General features: G+C 70.3%; 15 protein-coding genes. 8 read left to right on the forward strand and 7 right to left on the reverse strand.

Annotated features, from left to right (window positions below; all coding sequences use genetic code 11):
- Positions 1-123 precede the first annotated feature (123 nt).
- Both OG219_RS37900 and OG219_RS37905 read right to left on the reverse strand, forming a co-directional pair.
- The gene (locus OG219_RS37900) at positions 124-2,970 is read right to left on the reverse strand and encodes a helix-turn-helix transcriptional regulator (RefSeq protein ID WP_266834359.1); all 2,847 of its coding nucleotides are present in this window, start codon (positions 2,968-2,970) and stop codon (positions 124-126) included.
- Between the two features lie 174 nt (positions 2,971-3,144).
- Positions 3,145-3,984 carry a response regulator transcription factor gene (locus OG219_RS37905; RefSeq protein WP_266834361.1) on the reverse strand — a complete coding sequence of 280 codons (840 nt, stop codon included), beginning with the start codon at positions 3,982-3,984 and terminating at the stop codon, positions 3,145-3,147.
- 105 nt (positions 3,985-4,089) lie between these two features.
- On the opposite strand from OG219_RS37905, the gene OG219_RS37910 reads away from it, so the two are divergent.
- Positions 4,090-5,769 carry an AMP-binding protein gene (locus OG219_RS37910; protein WP_266834363.1) on the forward strand — a complete coding sequence of 560 codons (1,680 nt, stop codon included), beginning with the start codon at positions 4,090-4,092 and terminating at the stop codon, positions 5,767-5,769.
- Complete coding sequence (locus OG219_RS37915; RefSeq protein ID WP_266834365.1) at positions 5,766-7,373, forward strand: AMP-binding protein; 1,608 nt, start codon at positions 5,766-5,768, stop codon at positions 7,371-7,373. The genes OG219_RS37910 and OG219_RS37915 overlap by 4 nt, the downstream gene beginning before the upstream one ends.
- A gap of 24 nt (positions 7,374-7,397) precedes the next feature.
- Here the strand turns inward: OG219_RS37915 and OG219_RS37920 are convergent, their stop codons facing one another.
- On the reverse strand, positions 7,398-8,198 hold the full coding sequence (locus OG219_RS37920; RefSeq protein ID WP_266834367.1) for a hypothetical protein: 801 nt from the start codon (positions 8,196-8,198) through the stop codon (positions 7,398-7,400).
- A gap of 317 nt (positions 8,199-8,515) precedes the next feature.
- Here OG219_RS37920 and gcl point away from each other — a divergent pair, with 317 nt between their 5' ends.
- On the forward strand, positions 8,516-10,300 hold the full coding sequence (gcl, locus tag OG219_RS37925; RefSeq protein WP_266834369.1) for a glyoxylate carboligase: 1,785 nt from the start codon (positions 8,516-8,518) through the stop codon (positions 10,298-10,300).
- A gap of 292 nt (positions 10,301-10,592) precedes the next feature.
- Here the strand turns inward: gcl and OG219_RS37930 are convergent, their stop codons facing one another.
- The 4 genes from OG219_RS37930 to OG219_RS37945 all read right to left on the reverse strand — a co-directional run bounded on the left by OG219_RS37930 (position 10,593) and on the right by OG219_RS37945 (position 14,746).
- On the reverse strand, positions 10,593-10,823 hold the full coding sequence (locus OG219_RS37930) for a hypothetical protein (protein ID WP_266834371.1): 231 nt from the start codon (positions 10,821-10,823) through the stop codon (positions 10,593-10,595).
- A 452-nt stretch (positions 10,824-11,275) separates the two neighbouring features.
- Positions 11,276-12,733, reverse strand: coding sequence for a catalase (locus OG219_RS37935; RefSeq protein WP_266834373.1), 1,458 nt, complete (start codon positions 12,731-12,733; stop codon positions 11,276-11,278).
- Positions 12,734-12,953: 220 nt separating this feature from the next.
- Complete coding sequence (locus OG219_RS37940; RefSeq protein WP_266834375.1) at positions 12,954-13,844, reverse strand: 2-hydroxy-3-oxopropionate reductase; 891 nt, start codon at positions 13,842-13,844, stop codon at positions 12,954-12,956.
- 44 nt (positions 13,845-13,888) lie between these two features.
- On the reverse strand, positions 13,889-14,746 hold the full coding sequence (locus OG219_RS37945; protein WP_266834377.1) for a TIM barrel protein: 858 nt from the start codon (positions 14,744-14,746) through the stop codon (positions 13,889-13,891).
- A 162-nt stretch (positions 14,747-14,908) separates the two neighbouring features.
- Between OG219_RS37945 and OG219_RS37950 the strand changes: the two genes are divergently transcribed.
- From OG219_RS37950 to pucL, 5 genes are all read left to right on the forward strand, one after another.
- Positions 14,909-15,160, forward strand: a complete 252-nt coding sequence (locus tag OG219_RS37950; RefSeq protein ID WP_266834379.1) for a hypothetical protein — start codon at positions 14,909-14,911, stop codon at positions 15,158-15,160.
- Entirely contained in the window at positions 15,157-15,525 is a 369-nt protein-coding gene (locus tag OG219_RS37955; protein WP_266834381.1) for a helix-turn-helix domain-containing protein, read from the forward strand. Before OG219_RS37950 ends, OG219_RS37955 begins: the two co-directional genes overlap by 4 nt.
- Positions 15,526-15,626: 101 nt before the next feature.
- On the forward strand, positions 15,627-16,145 hold the full coding sequence (uraD, locus tag OG219_RS37960) for a 2-oxo-4-hydroxy-4-carboxy-5-ureidoimidazoline decarboxylase (RefSeq protein WP_266834383.1): 519 nt from the start codon (positions 15,627-15,629) through the stop codon (positions 16,143-16,145).
- Positions 16,142-16,540 (forward strand): hydroxyisourate hydrolase, encoded by a 399-nt coding sequence (gene uraH / locus OG219_RS37965; protein ID WP_266834385.1) that lies wholly within the window; start codon positions 16,142-16,144, stop codon positions 16,538-16,540. The genes uraD and uraH overlap by 4 nt, the downstream gene beginning before the upstream one ends.
- Before the next feature lie 5 nt (positions 16,541-16,545).
- Positions 16,546-17,469, forward strand: a complete 924-nt coding sequence (gene pucL, locus OG219_RS37970; protein WP_266834387.1) for a factor-independent urate hydroxylase — start codon at positions 16,546-16,548, stop codon at positions 17,467-17,469.
- Positions 17,470-17,475 lie beyond the last annotated feature (6 nt).

Genomic DNA, 17,475 nt, shown 5'->3' on the forward strand with positions numbered 1-17,475 from the left:
CGGCTGGGTTTAGCCTGTGATTCCGTCCGGTTGGTCCCGTACCGGGGCAGAGGGTGCCCCTCCGCCCCGGTTGCGACGGAACGTCAGCCCGTACGACGGAACGTCGGCCGGTACGACGGAACGTCAGCCCGGCCGGTGCCCGACCGCCAGCCGGACTATGTCCACCCGCGAGCGGATACCCAATTTCCGGTACACCCGCGTCAGTGTGGCCTCCACCGTCTTCACACTGATGAACAGGCGCGCGGCGATCTCGCGGTTCGTGGCGCCCTCCATGACGAGCGCGGCGACCTGCCGTTCCGTCGAGGCGAGGCTGTCGAGGGCGGCGGAGGCGAGGGAGTCGAGCGCGGCGGACGCGGCGGACGCGAGGGGCGACGGGGCCGGGTGGGCCGCGGAGGCCGTCTCGACCTGGCGCAGCCACGGCAGGGCGCGGCAGCGGCGGAAGAGCCGGGTCGCCTCGTCGTACGAGGTGGGCCCTGGCCGCAGGGTGCGCAGTCCGGCGAGGGCGTACGCGGCCCGCGCCTCCTCGAGGCCGTAGCCCAGCTTGCCGAGCCGGTCCTGGGCCGCGGTCAACTGCCGGGTGGCGGGGCCCTGTTCGCCACGTGCGGCGCGTACGAGGGCCTCGGCGCGGTCGAGCACGGCGAGCACGCTTTCCCGGCCGAGCCGCAGCGCCCGTTCCCGCGTCGCGTCGATGACGTCCTGCGCCTCCACCGGTTCGCCGATCCGCACCAGCGCCTCGGCGAGATCCCCGTGCCAGCGGCCCCGTGCGGGATCGGTGACCCCGAGGCCCTCCTCCAACTCCCGTACGCGCCGCAGGGACTGGACCGTCGCCGACGCGTCCCCCGCCACGAGCTGAGCGTGGCCGAGGGCGCCGAGGGCACGCGAGAGGTAGATCAAGTCGCCGTCCTCCTCCGCGCGGTCCACCGCCTCCCGGGCCAGCGCGAGCGCCCGGTCCACGTCGCCGCCCGCGGCCTCGGCGAGCGAGGTGAACATCGCGGTGGCCGCCTCGCCGATCCCGGTGTCGCGGGCGAGGCGCAGGCTCTCGCGGGCGAGGTCGAGGGCCCGGCCGCAGTGTCCGGAGCGCAGCTCGGTCTCGGCGAGGCCGCGCAGGAAGTGCACCTCGCTCTCGACCATCCCGCGCCGCCGCACCTCGCGCAGCAGCGCGGTGATGGTCGTACGGGCCTCGGCGAGCTGGTCGCCCATGATCAGCCAGCGGAAGCGGGCGGCACCGGCGCCGTTGTGGTCGCACGCGACCCGGGGGTCCTGCGGCTCGCGCATCGCCCGCTGGATGGTCGCCGGGGCGCCCGGGTGCCCCATCAGGGTCTCCATCTGCGCCTGGAAGCCCAGCGCGAGGAGTTCGGTGGGCCGGTCCCCGGCACGGGCCGCGAGCCCCGCGGCGCGGGCGGCCTCCTCGCGGGCCTTGGCCATCTCGCCCTCCATCAGCAGGGCGCGCCAGGCCAGTTGGTAGCGGACGAGGGCGAGCAGCCGCGGGTCGTCGCCCGCGTCCGCGAGCGCCTGCGGGAAGACGGCGTCGATCTCGGCCATGGAGTGCCCGGCCGCGTCGATGACGACCATCCAGGCCCGCACCCGGTCGGCGGGCGCGGTGGCACGAGCCAGTACCTGGCGTGCGATGTCCCGGGCGAGGTCCGTCTCGCCGGCCGTGAGCGCGTCCTCGGCGGCCTGCAGTCTGCGCTCGTCCGGGCCGGGCACGGCGTCCGCCGGGGTGTGCCGGGCAGCCAGCAGCCCGAGCCCGGCGGCGACCGAGGGTGCGCCGCGGTCCCGGGCCGCCGCCGCGGCCTCGCCGAGCCGGGCGGCGACGCCCGGGTCCGTGCCCGTGGCTGCCAGGGCGAGGTGCCGGGCCCGCTCGATGGGATCGGAGGCGGCCGTGGACAGCGCGGCATGGGCGGCGCGCCGCTCCTGCGCGGTCGCCTCCGCGTAGAGGGCGGCGGAGACCAGGGGATGTGCGAACCGGATGACCGGAGAGGCCTCGCGCTCCGTCGCCAGCAGGCCGAGCGCGGCCGCCGAGGCCGTCTCCGCCTCGGCGTTCTCGCGCCCCGCGGCGTGCAGCAGCGCCAGCGTGGGCCGGGCTCCCGCGCTCGCCACGAGCAGGGTGCGGCGGGCTTCCGCGGAGAGCATCTCAAGGCGGCTGAGGACGAGTGCGCTCAGCGAGGTCGGCACCGGCAGGGGTTCGCCGGGGCTCGGCGGGGTCGGGCTCTCGGCGAGGGCGCGGCCCAGTTCCAGCGCGAAGAGCGGGTTGCCGCCGCTGGTGCGGTGGATGTCCCGCACGATCGAGCGGGGCAGGCCGGTGTAGCCGCGCCGGCCGAGGAGTTCGGCGACGTCCGCCCGGGTGAGCGGGTTGAGCCGCACGGCGAGGGTGTCCGGTGGGGACGCGCGTAGATACCGGTCGTGCTGCTGCCCCGGCGGTTCCGTTTCGGTGCGTACGGCGCACAGCATCCGTACCGGCATGCCACCGAGCCGGCGGGCGGCGAAGCCGAGCAGTTCGGCGCTGGCCGGGTCCAGCCACTGCAGGTCGTCGGCGACGATCAGCACGGGGCCCTGGGTGGCCAGGGAACGGAACACCGACAGGACCGCGAGCCGCAGCGCGAGCCCGTCGCGTTGCAGGGTGGATTCGCCGCGGCCGGTGAGCGCCGATTCCAGGGCGGTGCGCTGCGGGGCGGGCAGTTGCGCGGAGACCTCGTCCACGACCAGACCGAGGAGGTCGGTCAGTGCGAGGAAGGGGAGGTGGGATTCGGACTCGGTGGCCGAGCAGCGCAACACAGTTCGTGCAGATTCGGTGTATTCCGCTGCCAACGCCCGCAGGACGGTCGACTTTCCTATTCCCGCCGGGCCGTGCACGAGCACACTCCCGCCGCCGGAGAGCTGATCACGCGCCCCGGTGAAGAGCTCCTCCCGGCCGATGACCAGGTCGGGGCGGGGTCTCGCAGGTTCCTTGAAGTCCCCTCGCACGGTCACCGCTCCCCTCGTGTGTCGTGTCCTGACCAATATTAGGCAATGTCTCTTTGAATTAAGGGCGGTCGGGATGGTGAGGGAAATAACAAGGGCTCGGTATAAGGCATTTCAGAGCGCTCCCGATTGAATGAGAAATCGCCAGAAACGCCCGAAGTCGACGCCCCTACGGCGGCAGACCTACGGCAACAGCCCGGCCCGGCGCGCCGCGACGACCGCCTCCCACCGGGTGTGGGCGCCCAGCTTGCGCATGGCCGACCGCAGGTATCCCTTCACGGTCTCCGGGCGCAGCCCGAGCCGCTCCGCGGCGCCCGCGTTCGTCGCGCCGGCCGCGACACAGGACAGGACGTCCACCTCGCGCGGTGTCAGGCCCACGTCGTGGGAGCCCGGCCCCGGCGACACCGCGTCGGCCAGCCGCCCGCAGACGGAGAGGAGTTCGCCCCGCAGCGCGGGGTCGAGAATCCGCGGCGCCAGCGCGCGCAGCGCCCCGTGGGCCTCGCGCACCTCCTCCCACGCGGCGTCCCCCACCCCGGGGCCGGGTTCCCGCGCGAGGGCCAGCAGCTCCCGCACCTCGTCCCGTACGACGAGCGCCTGTTCCATGTCACGGGCCGCCGCCACCGCCGCGCCGAGCGTGCGGTCGCCCAGCGGCTGGGCCGTGCGCAGGGCGCCGTACAGCACACCGCGCACCCGGCGTCGTACGACCACGGGGACCGCGAGGACGGAGTGCAGTCCCTCCGTGGCGACCGCCACGTCGTACTCGTGGCTGATCTGCCGCGAGGTCGAGTAGTCGGTCACCGCGCACGGCCGGGCCAGCGCCACCGCCTTGCCGCCCAGGCCGTTGCCCGACGACACCGCGAGCGCGCTGAGCGCGGGCGTCGCCGTACCGCTGAGCTGGCTGATGCGCACCTGCTGGCGCCCGGACTCGACCAGGCCGCCGAAGGCGACCGGCAGTCCTGTCATGCGCCGCAGCCGTACCAGCGCACCACGCATCTCCACCGCCTCGGCTGTGTCTGCTGCCACCTGCTCGCCCCTTCATCGCGGCGCACCCCCCGTTCGGGGGTGGTGAGACCTGCATCACGGAATACACGATGTTAGGCGGCGACGGTCCGGCCATGAGGAGGACACATGACGGTGACGACGAGCGCGACGGATCAGTTCCGTACCGCGCGGGACTTCCTGCTGGCGCACCGCGAGGACTATGCCACGGCCTACGAGGGCTTCGACTGGCCCCGCCCGGAGCGCTTCAACTGGGCACTCGACTGGTTCGACGTCATCGCACGCGGCAACGACCGCACCGCCCTGCACATCGTCGAGGAGGACGGACTCGGCACCCGCTTCTCCTTCGCGGAGCTGTCCGCACGCTCCGACCGGACCGCGAACTGGCTGCGGGAGCACGGCGTACGGGCGGAGGACCGCATCCTCGTCATGCTCGGCAACCAGGTCGAGCTCTGGGAGGTCGCCCTTGCCGCGATGAAGCTGAGGGCCGTGGTGATCCCCGCGACACCGCTGCTCGGCCCGCTGGACCTGCGCGACCGCATCGAGCGGGGCAGGGCCCGACATGTGATCGTGGGGCCGCAGGACACGGCGAAGTTCGACGAGGTGCCCGGCGACTACACCCGGATCGTCGTGGACGGCGGCTCCACCGGCTGGCTGTCGTACGACGATGTCCAAGGCGCCCCCGAGACCTTCGAGCCCGACGGCGTCACCCACGCGGACGACCCGCTGATGCTCTACTTCACCTCCGGTACGACGGCCCGCCCCAAGCTCGTCGAGCACACCCACGTCTCGTACCCGGTCGGCCATCTGGCGACCATGTACTGGATCGGGATCGAGCCCGGCGACGTGCACCTGAACATCTCCTCGCCCGGCTGGGCCAAGCACGCCTGGTCCAACCTCTTCGCGCCCTGGAGTGCGGAGGCGACCGTCTTCATCCACAACTACACGCGCTTCGACGCGGCCCGGCTGATGGCGGAGATGGACCGGGCGGGCGTCACCACCTTCTGTGCCCCGCCCACCGTCTGGCGCATGCTCATCCAGGCCGACCTGTCCCAGCTGCGTACCCCGCCGCGCGAGGCGGTCGCCGCGGGGGAGCCCCTGAACCCCGAGGTCATCGAGCAGGTGCGGCGCGCCTGGGGCGTCACCATCCGGGACGGTTTCGGGCAGACGGAGACCGCGGTCCAGGTCTCCAACAGCCCCGGTCAGCCACTCAAGACGGGCTCGATGGGACGGCCGAGCCCCGGGTTCCGCGTCGAACTGCTCGACCCGGTGTCCGGTGCGCCGGGCGCGGACGAGGGCGAGATCTCGCTCGACCTGTCGCTGAAACCCGTGGGCCTGATGACCGGCTACCACGGCGACCCCGACCTCACCGCCGAGGCCATGGCGGGCGGCTACTACCGCACCGGCGACATCGGTTCGCGCGACGCGGACGGCTACATCACCTACGTCGGCCGCTCGGACGACGTGTTCAAGGCCTCCGACTACAAGATCTCGCCCTTCGAGCTGGAGAGCGCGCTCCTGGAGCACGAGGCGGTGGCCGAGGCGGCCGTCGTGCCCGCGCCGGACGAACTGCGCCTCGCGGTTCCCAAGGCGTACGTCGTCCTCGCCGCGGGCTGGGAGCCGGGCCCCGACACCGCCAAGGTCCTCTTCGAGCACTCCCGCACGGTCCTCGCCCCGTACAAGCGCCTGCGCCGACTGGAGTTCGGCGAACTCCCCAAGACCGTGTCCGGCAAGATCCGCCGCATCGAGCTGCGCGAGGCCACGGCCGCGGGCTCGGACGCCGAGTACCGCGAGGAGGACTTCCGGTGAGTGAGCCGTCGTACGCGCAGGGGACGAGCGCGACCGCGTTGCTGGGTGACACGATCGGGGCGAACCTGGACCGGGCGGTCGCGGCCTGGCCCGGCCGGGAGGCGCTCGTCGACGTGCCGTCCGGGCGGCGCTGGACGTATGCCCAATTCGCCGCGGACGTCGACCGGTTGGCGTGCGCGCTGCTCGCCAGTGGGGTGGCCAAGGGCGACCGCGTCGGCATCTGGGCGGTCAACTGCCCGGAGTGGGTCCTGGTCCAGTACGCCACCGCCCGCATCGGCGCGGTCATGGTGAACATCAACCCGGCCTACCGCACCCACGAGGTCGAGTACGTCCTCAACCAGGCCGGGATCTCGCTGCTGTTCGCCTCGCTCAGCCACAAGTCGAGCGACTACCGGGGGATGGTCGAGCAAGTGCGGGGCGCGTGCCCGCAGTTGAGGGAGACCGTGTACTTCGGCGACGCCGGCTGGGACGAGCTGCTCGGCCGCTCCACCCCCGAACTCTCCGAGGGCCTCCGGATCCGTGCGAGCGAGCTGTCCGGCGACGACCCGATCAACATCCAGTACACCTCGGGCACGACGGGCTTCCCCAAGGGGGCCACGCTCTCCCACCGCAACATCCTCAACAACGGCTATTTCGTGGGGGAGTTGATCGCCTACTCCGAGCAGGACCGGGTCTGCATCCCCGTGCCCTTCTACCACTGCTTCGGCATGGTGATGGGCAATCTCGCCGCGACCTCGCACGGCGCGTGCATGGTCATCCCCGCGCCCTCCTTCGACCCGGCGGCGACCCTGCGCGCCGTCCAGCAGGAGCGCTGTACGTCCCTCTACGGCGTACCCACCATGTTCATCGCGGAGTTGAACCTCGCCGACTTCGCGACGCACGACCTGTCGTCGCTGCGCACCGGCATCATGGCGGGCTCGCCCTGCCCCGTCGAGGTGATGAAGCGGGTGGTCGCCGAGATGCACATGGCGGAGGTGTCCATCTGCTACGGCATGACGGAGACCTCGCCGGTGTCGCTGCAGACCCGCAGGGACGACGACCTGGAGCACCGCACCGGCACGGTCGGGCGGGTCCTTCCGCACATCGAGGTGCAGGTGGTCGACCCGGTGGACGGGGCGACCCTGCCGCGCGGCTCGGCGGGCGAACTGTGCACCCGCGGCTACAGCGTGATGCTCGGCTACTGGAACGAGCCCGAGAAGACCGCGGAGGCCGTCGACGCGGAGCGCTGGATGCACACGGGCGACCTCGCCGTGATGCGCGAGGACGGCTACGTCGAGATCGTCGGGCGCATCAAGGACATGATCATCCGGGGCGGCGAGAACATCTACCCGCGCGAGATCGAGGAGTTCCTGTACGCCCACCCGAAGATCGCCGACGTCCAGGTGGTCGGAGTACCCCATGAGCGCTACGGCGAGGAGGTGCTCGCCTGCGTCATCCCGCGCGACCTGGCCGACCCGCCGACGCTGGAGGAGCTGCGGACCTTCTGCGAGGGGCGGCTGGCGCACTACAAGATCCCGAGCCTGCTGCGGATCCTGGAGTCCTTCCCGATGACGGTGTCGGGGAAGGTGCGCAAGATCGAGCTGCGGCAGTCGTACGGGGAGTAGGCACGGCTCGCGGGCCGACGGCGGTCAGGCCCCGTCGGCCATGAGCTCGTCGGCGGGGCTGTTCACGGGCTGCGGAGTGCCCGTGAGGTCCAGGACGAAGAGGGGGACGCCGAGGCTGTCGGCGCGGGCCCGGGCGTCGTCCGCGAAGCCCGAGAGGGAGAAGTAGACACATCCCGCGGACTCCGTCATCGCCGTCAGCCACAGGCACTCCACGTCGCGCAGCGAGGCGGGGCGGACCGTGGGGTCCACCTGGGCCAGGATCCCGCGGGCGGCAAGGCCGATCCCCGTCGGGGGCCGCTGGTCCGCCCGCCTGATGTCCCGGTAGCCGAGCCAGCGAAGGTACAGCGCGGCGGCCGTGACGGCGTCCCGGGCCGTGCGGATGGTGACCGGCTGGAACGCCGGGCGGGGTTGTGGCGAGGTGGCGTCGGGCGGCTGGGGGCGGGAGTCGGGGATGTCCGGGTGCGGGCGTGTGTCCGGGGCGCTTCCGGCGCCGGTGTCCTCGTCCGTGTCGTGATTCGCCTCGCCGACGGCGCCCGGCGCGAGCTGCGCCCGCTGCGGTCGCCGTACCCCTCGTACCGGAATCCGCAGCGCCGTCCCGCAGGAGCAGCCCAGCTCCGGAGCGGGCCACTGGTCCTCGCGGTCGCAGGCCTCGCAGCGGACCGTGACCCAGTCCTCGTCCCAGGTGCGCCGGCCGACCGGTGCCGGTTCCGCGAGGCGGTCCAGCGGGGGTGTGACGGGGGCGCCGCACACGCACGGGTAGGTCGGCGCCGCGTACAGATGCTCGCGGCGGCAGGCCGGGCACCGCACCGGCACGCTCTCGGCCATGACCCACTCCAGGACGTCGTCACGTCAGGACAGCGCGTCCATCGTCCTCCAGGGAGGGGCCCTCCGACAGCGAAACGGTTCGACAGCCCCCGCCGGATTCCGCTTCTCACCCTTTCCGCGGGTCCTCGACGGATCCCGCCCCCGTCCACTCTTGACGCCCCTCGGCACCCCCGCCTACATTGCTTCCAGATAGTAGAAGTTAGTTTCCGCAATACGGAATTCGGACAGGGAGACCGCTGCGGAACCGTGAACGGAATCACCAGCTCTCCGCGGGCGCGACGGGAGCGCGAATCCGACAGCCGAAGCAGGAGTACTCCATGGCTCGTATGACCGCTGCCCGCGCGGCAGTCGAGATCCTCAAGCGCGAGGGCGTCAGCAACGCGTTCGGCGTCCCGGGCGCGGCGATCAACCCCTTCTACGCGGCCCTCCAGGCAGCCGGCGGGATCAACCACACCCTCGCCCGCCATGTCGAGGGTGCCTCGCACATGGCGGAGGGCTACACCCGGACCCACCCGGGCAACATCGGCGTCTGCATCGGTACCTCGGGACCGGCCGGCACCGACATGATCACCGGGCTGTACTCCGCCACCGGCGACTCGATCCCGATCCTCTGCATCACCGGCCAGGCTCCGACCGCCGTGATCCACAAAGAGGACTTCCAGGCCGTCGACATCGCCTCCATCGCCAAGCCGGTGACGAAGATGGCGATCACGGTCCTCGAACCGGCCCAGGTCCCCGGCGTCTTCCAGCAGGCCTTCCACCTCATGCGCTCGGGTCGTCCGGGCCCGGTCCTCATCGACCTGCCCATCGACGTCCAGCTCGCCGAGATCGAGTTCGACCCGGAGACGTACGAGCCGCTGCAGGCATACAAGCCCGCCGCTACCCGCGCCCAGATCGAGAAGGCGATCGGGCTGCTGAACGAGTCCGAGCGGCCGCTGATCGTCGCCGGCGGCGGTGTCATCAACGCCGACGCCGCCGAACTCCTCGTCGAGTTCGCCGAGTTGACGGGCATCCCGGTCGTGCCGACCCTCATGGGCTGGGGCATCCTCCCCGACGACCACGACCTGAACGCCGGCATGGTGGGCCTGCAGACCTCGCACCGCTACGGCAACGCCACCTTCCTGGAGTCCGACTTCGTCCTCGGCATCGGCAACCGCTGGGCCAACCGCCACACCGGCAAGCTGGACGTCTACACCGCGGGCCGCAAGTTCGTGCACGTCGACATCGAGCCCACCCAGATCGGCAAGATCTTCGCCCCGGACTACGGCATCGCCTCCGACGCCAAGGCGGCGCTGAAGCTGTTCGTCGAGGTCGCGCGCGAGCTCAAGGACGAGGGCAGGCTGCCGGACCGCAGCGAGTGGGCCGCCTCCGCACAGGAGAAGCGGGCGACTCTGCAGCGCCGTACGCACTTCGACAACATCCCGATGAAGCCGCAGCGCGTCTACGAGGAGATGAACAAGGCCTTCGGCCCTGAGACCCGGTACGTCACCACCATCGGCCTCTCGCAGATCGCCGGCGCCCAGATGCTGCACGTCTACCGGCCGCGGCACTGGATCAACTGCGGCCAGGCGGGCCCGCTCGGCTGGACCATCCCGGCCGCGCTCGGTGTCGCCAAGGCCGACCCCGAGGCCCAGGTCGTCGCGCTCTCCGGCGACTACGACTTCCAGTTCATGCTGGAGGAACTGGCCGTCGGAGCCCAGCACCGGATCCCGTACGTCCATGTCCTGGTGAACAACGCCTACTTGGGCCTTATCCGCCAGGCGCAGATCGGCCTGGACATCAACTTCCAGGTCAACCTGGAGTTCGAGAACATCAACTCGCCGGAGCTGGGCGTCTACGGCGTCGACCACATCAAGGTCGTCGAAGGCCTCGGCTGCAAGGCGATCCGTGTCACCGACCCCAGCGAGCTGGGCGCCGCGTTCGAGCAGGCCAAGAAGCTCGCCGCCGAGTTCCAGGTCCCCGTCGTCGTCGAGGCGATCCTGGAGCGCGTCACCAACATCGCGATGAGCAAGACGAACGACATCAGCAACGTCGTCGAGTTCGAGGAGATCGCGACCGAGCCGGGCCATGCGCCCACCTCGATCAGGACGCTGAAGGTCTGACACGCGGGATCAGGTACGCAGGATCCGACAAGGGGCGGCTCACCCGGGGGTGAGCCGCCCCTTCCGCATGCCATGGGTTCCCCCACCCATGGCGTCCCCCGCGCGAGGCCCGCCGCCCCCGTGCCGGCGGGCTCCGTGTGCTGAGAATGCGCCCTGAACCGGGGGGAGTTGAAGGCCCGGGACATTGCTCAGAGGTAGATTTGAGGGTTCCGTAGGCCCCCTACGCCCGGTGGCGTACGGCGTACGTACCGGGCGCACCGGGGCGCAGGCCCACCGGGGTGCCGGGTGGGGCTCAGGGTTCGTGGTGTTCCGACAGTCCCGGCCAGTCGTCGGGGCCGCCGCCCTGCCAGTCGATGATGTCGCTCTCCTCGACCTCGATCTCGTCGAGGTCGACGTCCGCCCGGCGCAGGATGTCGACGACGTCATCGAGGTGATAGGCGACACCGAGTGTCTCGTCCCCCGCGGTGACCCGCCGCGACCCGTCCAGACCCGGGGTGTGCACAACGATGCTGGGATAGTCCATGCCTTCAGGCTCCTGCGCGGCGCTGGAAACCGCACCCGGAGAGCACGACAGAGCGCCGGGTACGGGACCGTCCGTACCCGGCGCTCCGACCGGTGATCTGTGAGCTTGTTGCCGTCCGACGGCGCGAGGCTGGGCGCGACAGGACATTCGCGCCGCCGGACGGGGCTGGTGGTGGTGCCATATGGCTGGTCGTGCCGTACGGCCGGGAGCCGGTGATCGTGCCGTGTGGCTGGGACCGCGGCGGGTGCGATGGAACCGGGGCCGCCTTCCCTCAGGTCGAGAAGGGGGCACCGGGACCTTCACCACCGCACTGGCTCGCACGCCGCCGCGGTCCTCGGCCTGCCCGCCTGTGGACCGTGTGACCACCCCTCATCCGGGTTCACGGTCGTGGCGGGCGCGCGTCCGGTGTCCGACCTCCCGTCAGATCCCGGACGCAGCCCTTGAGTTGAGGCTCAGTCCTCGCGCAGGGCGCGGACCGCCTCCGCCACGCGCCTGCCGTACTCCGGGTCGGCGGCGTGGAAGTGGGCGAGGTTCTTCTCGATCACGTCGTCGCGGGAGACCTGCGAGAGGCCGCCGGCGATGTTCGCGATCAGACGGGACTTCTCCTCCGCGGACATCAGGCGGTACAGCTCGCCCGCCTGGAAGAAGTGGTCGTCCTTGGTGTGGAGCGGGGCCTCGTGCGTGCCCGTGTGGCCGTGCACCGCGAGCGGCGCCGACAGCGGGCGGCCGGTCTCGGCCGGGCCGTCGTAGGAGTTCGGCTCGTAGTTCTTCGCGGCGCGGCCCTGCGCGTTGGAAGCCATGAAGCCGTCACGGCCGTAGTTGTTCGCGACGGTCGCCTTCGGGGCGTTCACCGCGAGCAGCGTGTGGTTGACGCCCAGGCGGTAGCGGTGCGCGTCGGCGTACGCGAACAGGCGGCCCTGGAGCATCTTGTCCGGCGAGGGGCCGATGCCCGGCACGAAGTTGTTGGGGGAGAACGCGGCCTGCTCGACCTCGGCGAAGACGTTGTCGGGGTTGCGGTCCAGGACCAGCCGGCCCACGCGCTGCAGCGGGTAGTCCTGGTGCGGCCACACCTTGGTGAGGTCGAAGGGGTTGAAGCGGTAGTCCGCCGCGTCCGCCGCAGGCATGATCTGGACGTGCAGCGTCCAGGACGGGTTGACGCCCCGCTCGATGGCCTGGAGCAGGTCCGTCTGGTGGGAGTTGGGGTCCTTGCCCGCGATCTCCGCGCCCTGCTCGCTCGACAGGCTCCGGATGCCCTGGTTCGTCTTGAAGTGGTACTTGACGAAGAAGGCCTCGCCCTCGGCGTTCGTCCACTGGTAGGTGTGCGAGCCGTAGCCGTTCATGTGGCGGTAGGAGGCCGGGATGCCGCGGTCGCCCATCAGCCAGGTGATCTGGTGCGTCGCCTCGGGGGCGTGCGCCCAGAAGTCCCAGACGTTGTCCGGCTCCTGCCTGCCCGTGAACGGGTCGCGCTTCTGGGAGTGGATGAAGTCGGGGAACTTGATCGGGTCCTTGATGAAGAAGACCGGGGTGTTGTTCCCGACGAGGTCGTAGTTCCCTTCCCCCGTGTAGAACTTCAGCGCGAAACCGCGGGGGTCACGGACCGCGTCCGCGCCGCCGAGGTTGTCGGCCACCGTGGAGAAGCGCAGGAAGACCTCGGTGCGCTTGCCGACGCTGTTCAGGAAGTCGGCGTGGGTGAAGCCGGTGACGTCGTCGGTGACCTCGAAGTAGCCGTACGCCCCGGAGCCGCGGGCGTGCACCACGCGCTCCGGGATGCGCTCGCGGTTGAACCGGGCGAGCTTCTCCAGGAGGTGCTGGTCCTGGAGGAGCAGCGGGCCGCCTGCGCCGGCGGTGGCGGAGTTCTGGTTGTCGGCGACCGGAGCGCCGGACTCGGTCGTAAGCACGCGCTTCGACATCGTGACCTTCCGTACGAGAGGGCAGCGGGGCTAGTGGAAATCTTCTTCCGCTTGGTGGAGCTTCCGCTTGGTGGAGCCTAGGTTCGGGGCGATCCGGACGTCAACAGTTTGTTGAAGTCCAGGGTGTGAATCCGGGCCACGGCGGCGCATGGGCGCGACAGGACAGGTGTCAGCGCCGCCGTGGCCCGGAAGTTTCGAAGATGAAGGTGTCGGCCTGGGCTCAGACCTGTGCGCCGGAGAGGCGCTCCACGGCCCGCAGCAGGGCCGAGTGGTCCAGGCCGCCGTCGCCCTGCGCACGCAGGCTGGCGACGAGCTGGGCGACCACGGCGCCGACCGGGAGGGCCGCACCGACGTTGCGGGCGGCGTCCGTGACGATGCCCATGTCCTTGTGGTGCAGGTCGATGCGGAAGCCCGGCTTGAAGTCGCGGTTGAGGAAGTTGTCCTTCTTCCGCGTCAGCACGGTCGAGCCCGCGAGGCCGCCGTTGAGGACGTCGAGGGCGGCGGTCAGGTTCACGCCGGACTTCTCCAGGAAGACCACGGCCTCGGCGCACGCCTGGATGTTCACGGCGACGATCAGCTGGTTGGCGGCCTTCACGGTCTGGCCCGAGCCGTGCGGACCGCACAGCACGATGGTCTTGCCGAGCGCCTCGAAGACCGGCTCGGCCTCGTCGAAGTCGGCCTGCTCGCCGCCGACCATGATCGACAGCACCGCCTCGACGGCACCGGCCTCGCCACCCGATACGGGGGCGTCCAGGACACGGATGCCCTTCTCCGCGGCGGCCTTCGCGAGGTCCACGGAGGTCTGCGGGGTGATGGACGACATGTCGATCAGGAGCGCGCCGGACCGCGCGTTCTCGAGGATGCCGTCCGGGCCGTACGCGATGGCCTCGACGTGCGGGGACGCGGGCACCATGGTGATCACCACGTCGGCGTCCCGCACGGCCTCGGCGATCGAGCCCGCCGCGGTGCCGCCGGCGCCGGCCAGCCGCTCCAGCTTGTCCTGCTCCAGGGTGAAGCCGGTGACGTCGTATCCGGCCTTGATCAGGTTCTCGGACATGGGGGAGCCCATGATGCCGAGACCGATCCATGCGACCTTGGGAAGATTGCTCATGGGGGTGCCTCTCTGACTGCTGCGATACGTCGGTGAGTTGCCGCTCAGCGGGCGGCTCGGGCCGCTGCGGGCAGCCACTCGAAGGACTCGGCGCTCGGCCGGTCGCCCGGCTTGTACTCCAGCCCGACCCAGCCCTCGTAACCGGCCTTCTTCAGCTGGTCGAGGAGGTCCTCCAGCGGGAGTGAGCCGGTGCCCGGTGCGCCGCGGCCCGGGTTGTCGGCGATCTGCACGTGGCCGGTCTTGGCGGCGTACTGCTCGATGACCGACGGCAGGTCCTCGCCGTTCATGGACAGGTGGTAGAGGTCCATGAGGAACTTGGCGTTGCCGAGGCCGGTGGCCTCGTTGACCTTGTCGACGATCTCGATGCCGGCCGGGGCGGTCACCAGCGGGTAGAGCGGTGACTCGGGCTTGTTGAGGGTCTCGATCAGCAGGATCGCGCCGATGCGGTCGGCCGCGCGGGCGGCCAGTACCAGGTTCTCCAGGGCGAGTTCGTCCTGCTCGGCCGGGTCCACGCCCTCGACGCGGTTGCCGTACAGCGCGTTGAGCGCCTTGCAGCCCAGCGACTGGGCGAAGTCCGCCGCCACATCGATGTTGGCGTGGAACTTCACCGATTCCTCGCCGGGGATCGACAGGGCGCCGCGGTCCGGGCCCGGCAGCTGCCCGGCGTAGAAGTTCAGGCCCGTGAGCTGCACGCCCGCGTCCTCGATCGCCTGCTTCAGGGCGTCGAGCTCGGACTGCTCGGGGGTGGGGGAGTCGACCCAGGGCCACCACAGCTCGACCGCCGTGAAGCCCGCCGCGGCGGCGGCCGCGGGACGCTCCAGGAGCGGGAGCTCCGTGAAGAGGATCGACAGGTTGACGTTGAAGCGCTGGTCCGCGGCTGTGCCCGATTTAAAAGCTGGCATGAGGGTCGGCGCTCCCTTCCGTGTCGGCGATTCCGATGTGCTGACCGAACCGATTCCGTATGGTGGAAGTTCGTTTCTGCTTAATGGAAGATTGCCGTCGTGTGTCGCGGGTTGTCAAGAGGGGGCTGCCGGAAAATCGACACCGCGCAGTAGGTTGAGCGCGTGCGATTGAGAGTGGAGTTCACGACCGAGCCCTTCGACCTCGACGAGGCGCCCCCGCACGCGCTGGTCGCCCGTGAGGTCATCGAGGCGGCCGAGCTGGACGCCGTGGACGTCGGCCCGTTCGGCAACACCGCGGAGGGTGGTGCGGACGCGGTGCTCGGCGCGGTCGACGCGCTGCTGCGCAAGGCGCTGGAGGCGGGGGCCTCACGGGTCTCGCTCCAGGTGAACGTGGTCGGGGAGGGGGATAAGTGACCGGTTTCGGGGACGACCCCTTCCTTACGGCGGTCAAGCCGCTCGTCGACGCCATGGGTGGCGAGATGCTGCCGCTGGACCAGGCCGGCGCCGACGACGTCGTGCTGTCCTGGGAGGGCGCGGACGTCGTGGCCGTACGCCTGCCGCAGCTCGCCGACTCCCTCGACCACATCCTGGCCGCCCTGGAACGCAAGCGGGGCAAGCCTTTGGCCGACCTCGACCGCAAGGCCAAGCAGGAGGTCGTACGGATACTGGAGGCGCGCGGCGCCTTCTCCGTGCGGCACGGCGTGGAGACGGTGGCGAGCGCCCTCGGGGTGAGCCGCTTCACCGTCTACAACTATCTGAACCGTGAGAAGGACTCCTGACGGTATTTGTTACCCGGAGTTTTCAACAAAGTGTTGACGTGGTGTTTCCGAGGGCGTTAGCTGTCCGCAGCCCGTAAAGCAACAAGGCCACGGAGGCTCCCGTGACTTCGAGTTCCTCGACACCGGGCCTCGCCCGGTTCAACGCCCTGGAGGAGTACGCGGCAGCCGCCGCCCTCCACGAGGCGTGTGCCTCATCGGCATGGGGGCGCGGTCTGCTCGCCCGCCGCCCCTTCGCAAGTCTCGCCGACCTCCTCGCCGCGAGCGACGCCGTCATGGCCGAGCTGACCACCGCGGACCTGGCGGAGGCGATGGCCGGGCATCCTCCGATCGGCCGGCCCAAGCCGGGGGACCCGACCTCCTCCCGGGAGCAGCGCGGCATGGCCGGCGCCTCCGAGGAGCTCAAGGAGGAGATGCTCGAACTGAACCTGGCGTACCAGGAGAGGTTCGGCCACGTCTTCCTCATCTGCGCCACCGGCAGGACCGGCGAGCAGATGCGCGACGCGGTCAAGGAACGGATCGGCAACTCGCCGGAGCAGGAGCGCGAGATCGTCCGCGCCGAGCTGGGCAAGATCAACCGCATCCGTCTGGCCAATCTCGTACAGCAGGAAGATGAAGCATGAGCACCGACACCACGGCCTCCGTGTCCACGCACATCCTGGACACCAGCGTCGGACGCCCCGCCGAGGGCGTCGCCGTCCAGCTCGCGGCCCGCAGTGGCCGGGATGCGGACTGGCAGGCGATCGGCGGCTCCGCGACCGACGCGGACGGCCGGTGCAAGGACCTTCCGGCGCTGCCGGAGGGGACGACCCATGTACGGCTCGACTTCGCCGTGGAGTCGTACTTCGAGAAAAAGCAAGCCGATGCGCAGCAGGACGCCCCCGCGAATCGGGACAGCGGTGCGACCGGAGTGTTCTTCCCCGAGGTGGCGATCACCTTCGCCGTCAGGCCGGGCGAGCATTACCACGTACCGCTGCTGCTCAACCCGTTCGGCTACTCCGTTTACCGAGGGAGCTAGCAGACATGCCCACGATTCTGGGACAGAACCAGTACGGCAAGGCCGAGAACCGCGTCGTCAAGATCACCCGCGACGGCGACACGCACCACATCAAGGACCTGAACGTGTCGGTCGCGCTGAGCGGCGACATGCAGGAGGTCCACCTCTCGGGCTCCAACGCGAACGTCCTGCCTACGGACACCACCAAGAACACGGTGTACGCCTTCGCCAAGGAGCACGGCATCGAGTCCGCCGAGCAGTTCGGCATCCACCTGGCCCGGCACTTCGTGACCAGCCAGGAGCCGATCAGGACGGCGCGCATCCGGATCGAGGAGTACTCCTGGGAGCGCATCGAGACCTCGGACGCCAACTCGAAGTTCATCGGCGCCGACGAGGTCAAGCACTCCTTCGTCCGCAAGGGCCAGGAGACCCGGGTCACCCAGATCACGTACGACGGTTCGTCGTGGGAGGTCATCTCGGGGCTGAAGGACCTCGTGGTGATGAACTCGACGAACTCCGAGTTCTGGGGCTACGTCAAGGACAAGTACACGACGCTGCCCGAGGCCTACGACCGCATCCTGGCCACCCAGGTCTCCGCCCGCTGGCGCTTCAACTGGTCCGGCGACGAGCAGAAGATGCCCAACTGGGAGAAGTCCTACGACCAGGTCAGGAAGCACATGCTCCAGGCCTTCGCGGAGACGTACTCGCTCTCCCTCCAGCAGACCCTGTACCAAATGGGCTCGCGGATCATCAACAACCGCAGCGAGATCGACGAGGTCCGCTTCTCGCTCCCGAACAAGCACCACTTCCTGGTGGATCTGAAGCCGTTCGGGCTCGAGAACGACAATGAGGTCTACTTCGCGGCCGACCGCCCGTACGGCCTGATCGAGGCCACCGTCCTGCGTGACGGAGTCGAGCCGAAGATCCCGGTGGACCTCACCAACCTGTAGGACTGC

It is taken from the genome of Streptomyces sp. NBC_00038, assembly GCF_026343635.1.
Lineage (GTDB): Bacteria > Actinomycetota > Actinomycetes > Streptomycetales > Streptomycetaceae > Streptomyces.

Excerpts from the sequence above, each read along its gene's own strand:
- OG219_RS37910 (WP_266834363.1), top strand. The coding sequence starts at position 4,090 with ATGACGGTGACGACGAGCGCGACGGATCAGTTCCGTACCGCGCGGGAC.
- OG219_RS37920 (WP_266834367.1), bottom strand. The coding sequence starts at position 8,198 with ATGGCCGAGAGCGTGCCGGTGCGGTGCCCGGCCTGCCGCCGCGAGCAT.
- gcl (WP_266834369.1), top strand. The coding sequence starts at position 8,516 with ATGGCTCGTATGACCGCTGCCCGCGCGGCAGTCGAGATCCTCAAGCGC.
- OG219_RS37930 (WP_266834371.1), bottom strand. The coding sequence starts at position 10,823 with ATGGACTATCCCAGCATCGTTGTGCACACCCCGGGTCTGGACGGGTCG.
- OG219_RS37935 (WP_266834373.1), bottom strand. The coding sequence starts at position 12,733 with ATGTCGAAGCGCGTGCTTACGACCGAGTCCGGCGCTCCGGTCGCCGAC.
- OG219_RS37940 (WP_266834375.1), bottom strand. The coding sequence starts at position 13,844 with ATGAGCAATCTTCCCAAGGTCGCATGGATCGGTCTCGGCATCATGGGC.
- OG219_RS37945 (WP_266834377.1), bottom strand. The coding sequence starts at position 14,746 with ATGCCAGCTTTTAAATCGGGCACAGCCGCGGACCAGCGCTTCAACGTC.
- uraH (WP_266834385.1), top strand. The coding sequence starts at position 16,142 with ATGAGCACCGACACCACGGCCTCCGTGTCCACGCACATCCTGGACACC.
- pucL (WP_266834387.1), top strand. The coding sequence starts at position 16,546 with ATGCCCACGATTCTGGGACAGAACCAGTACGGCAAGGCCGAGAACCGC.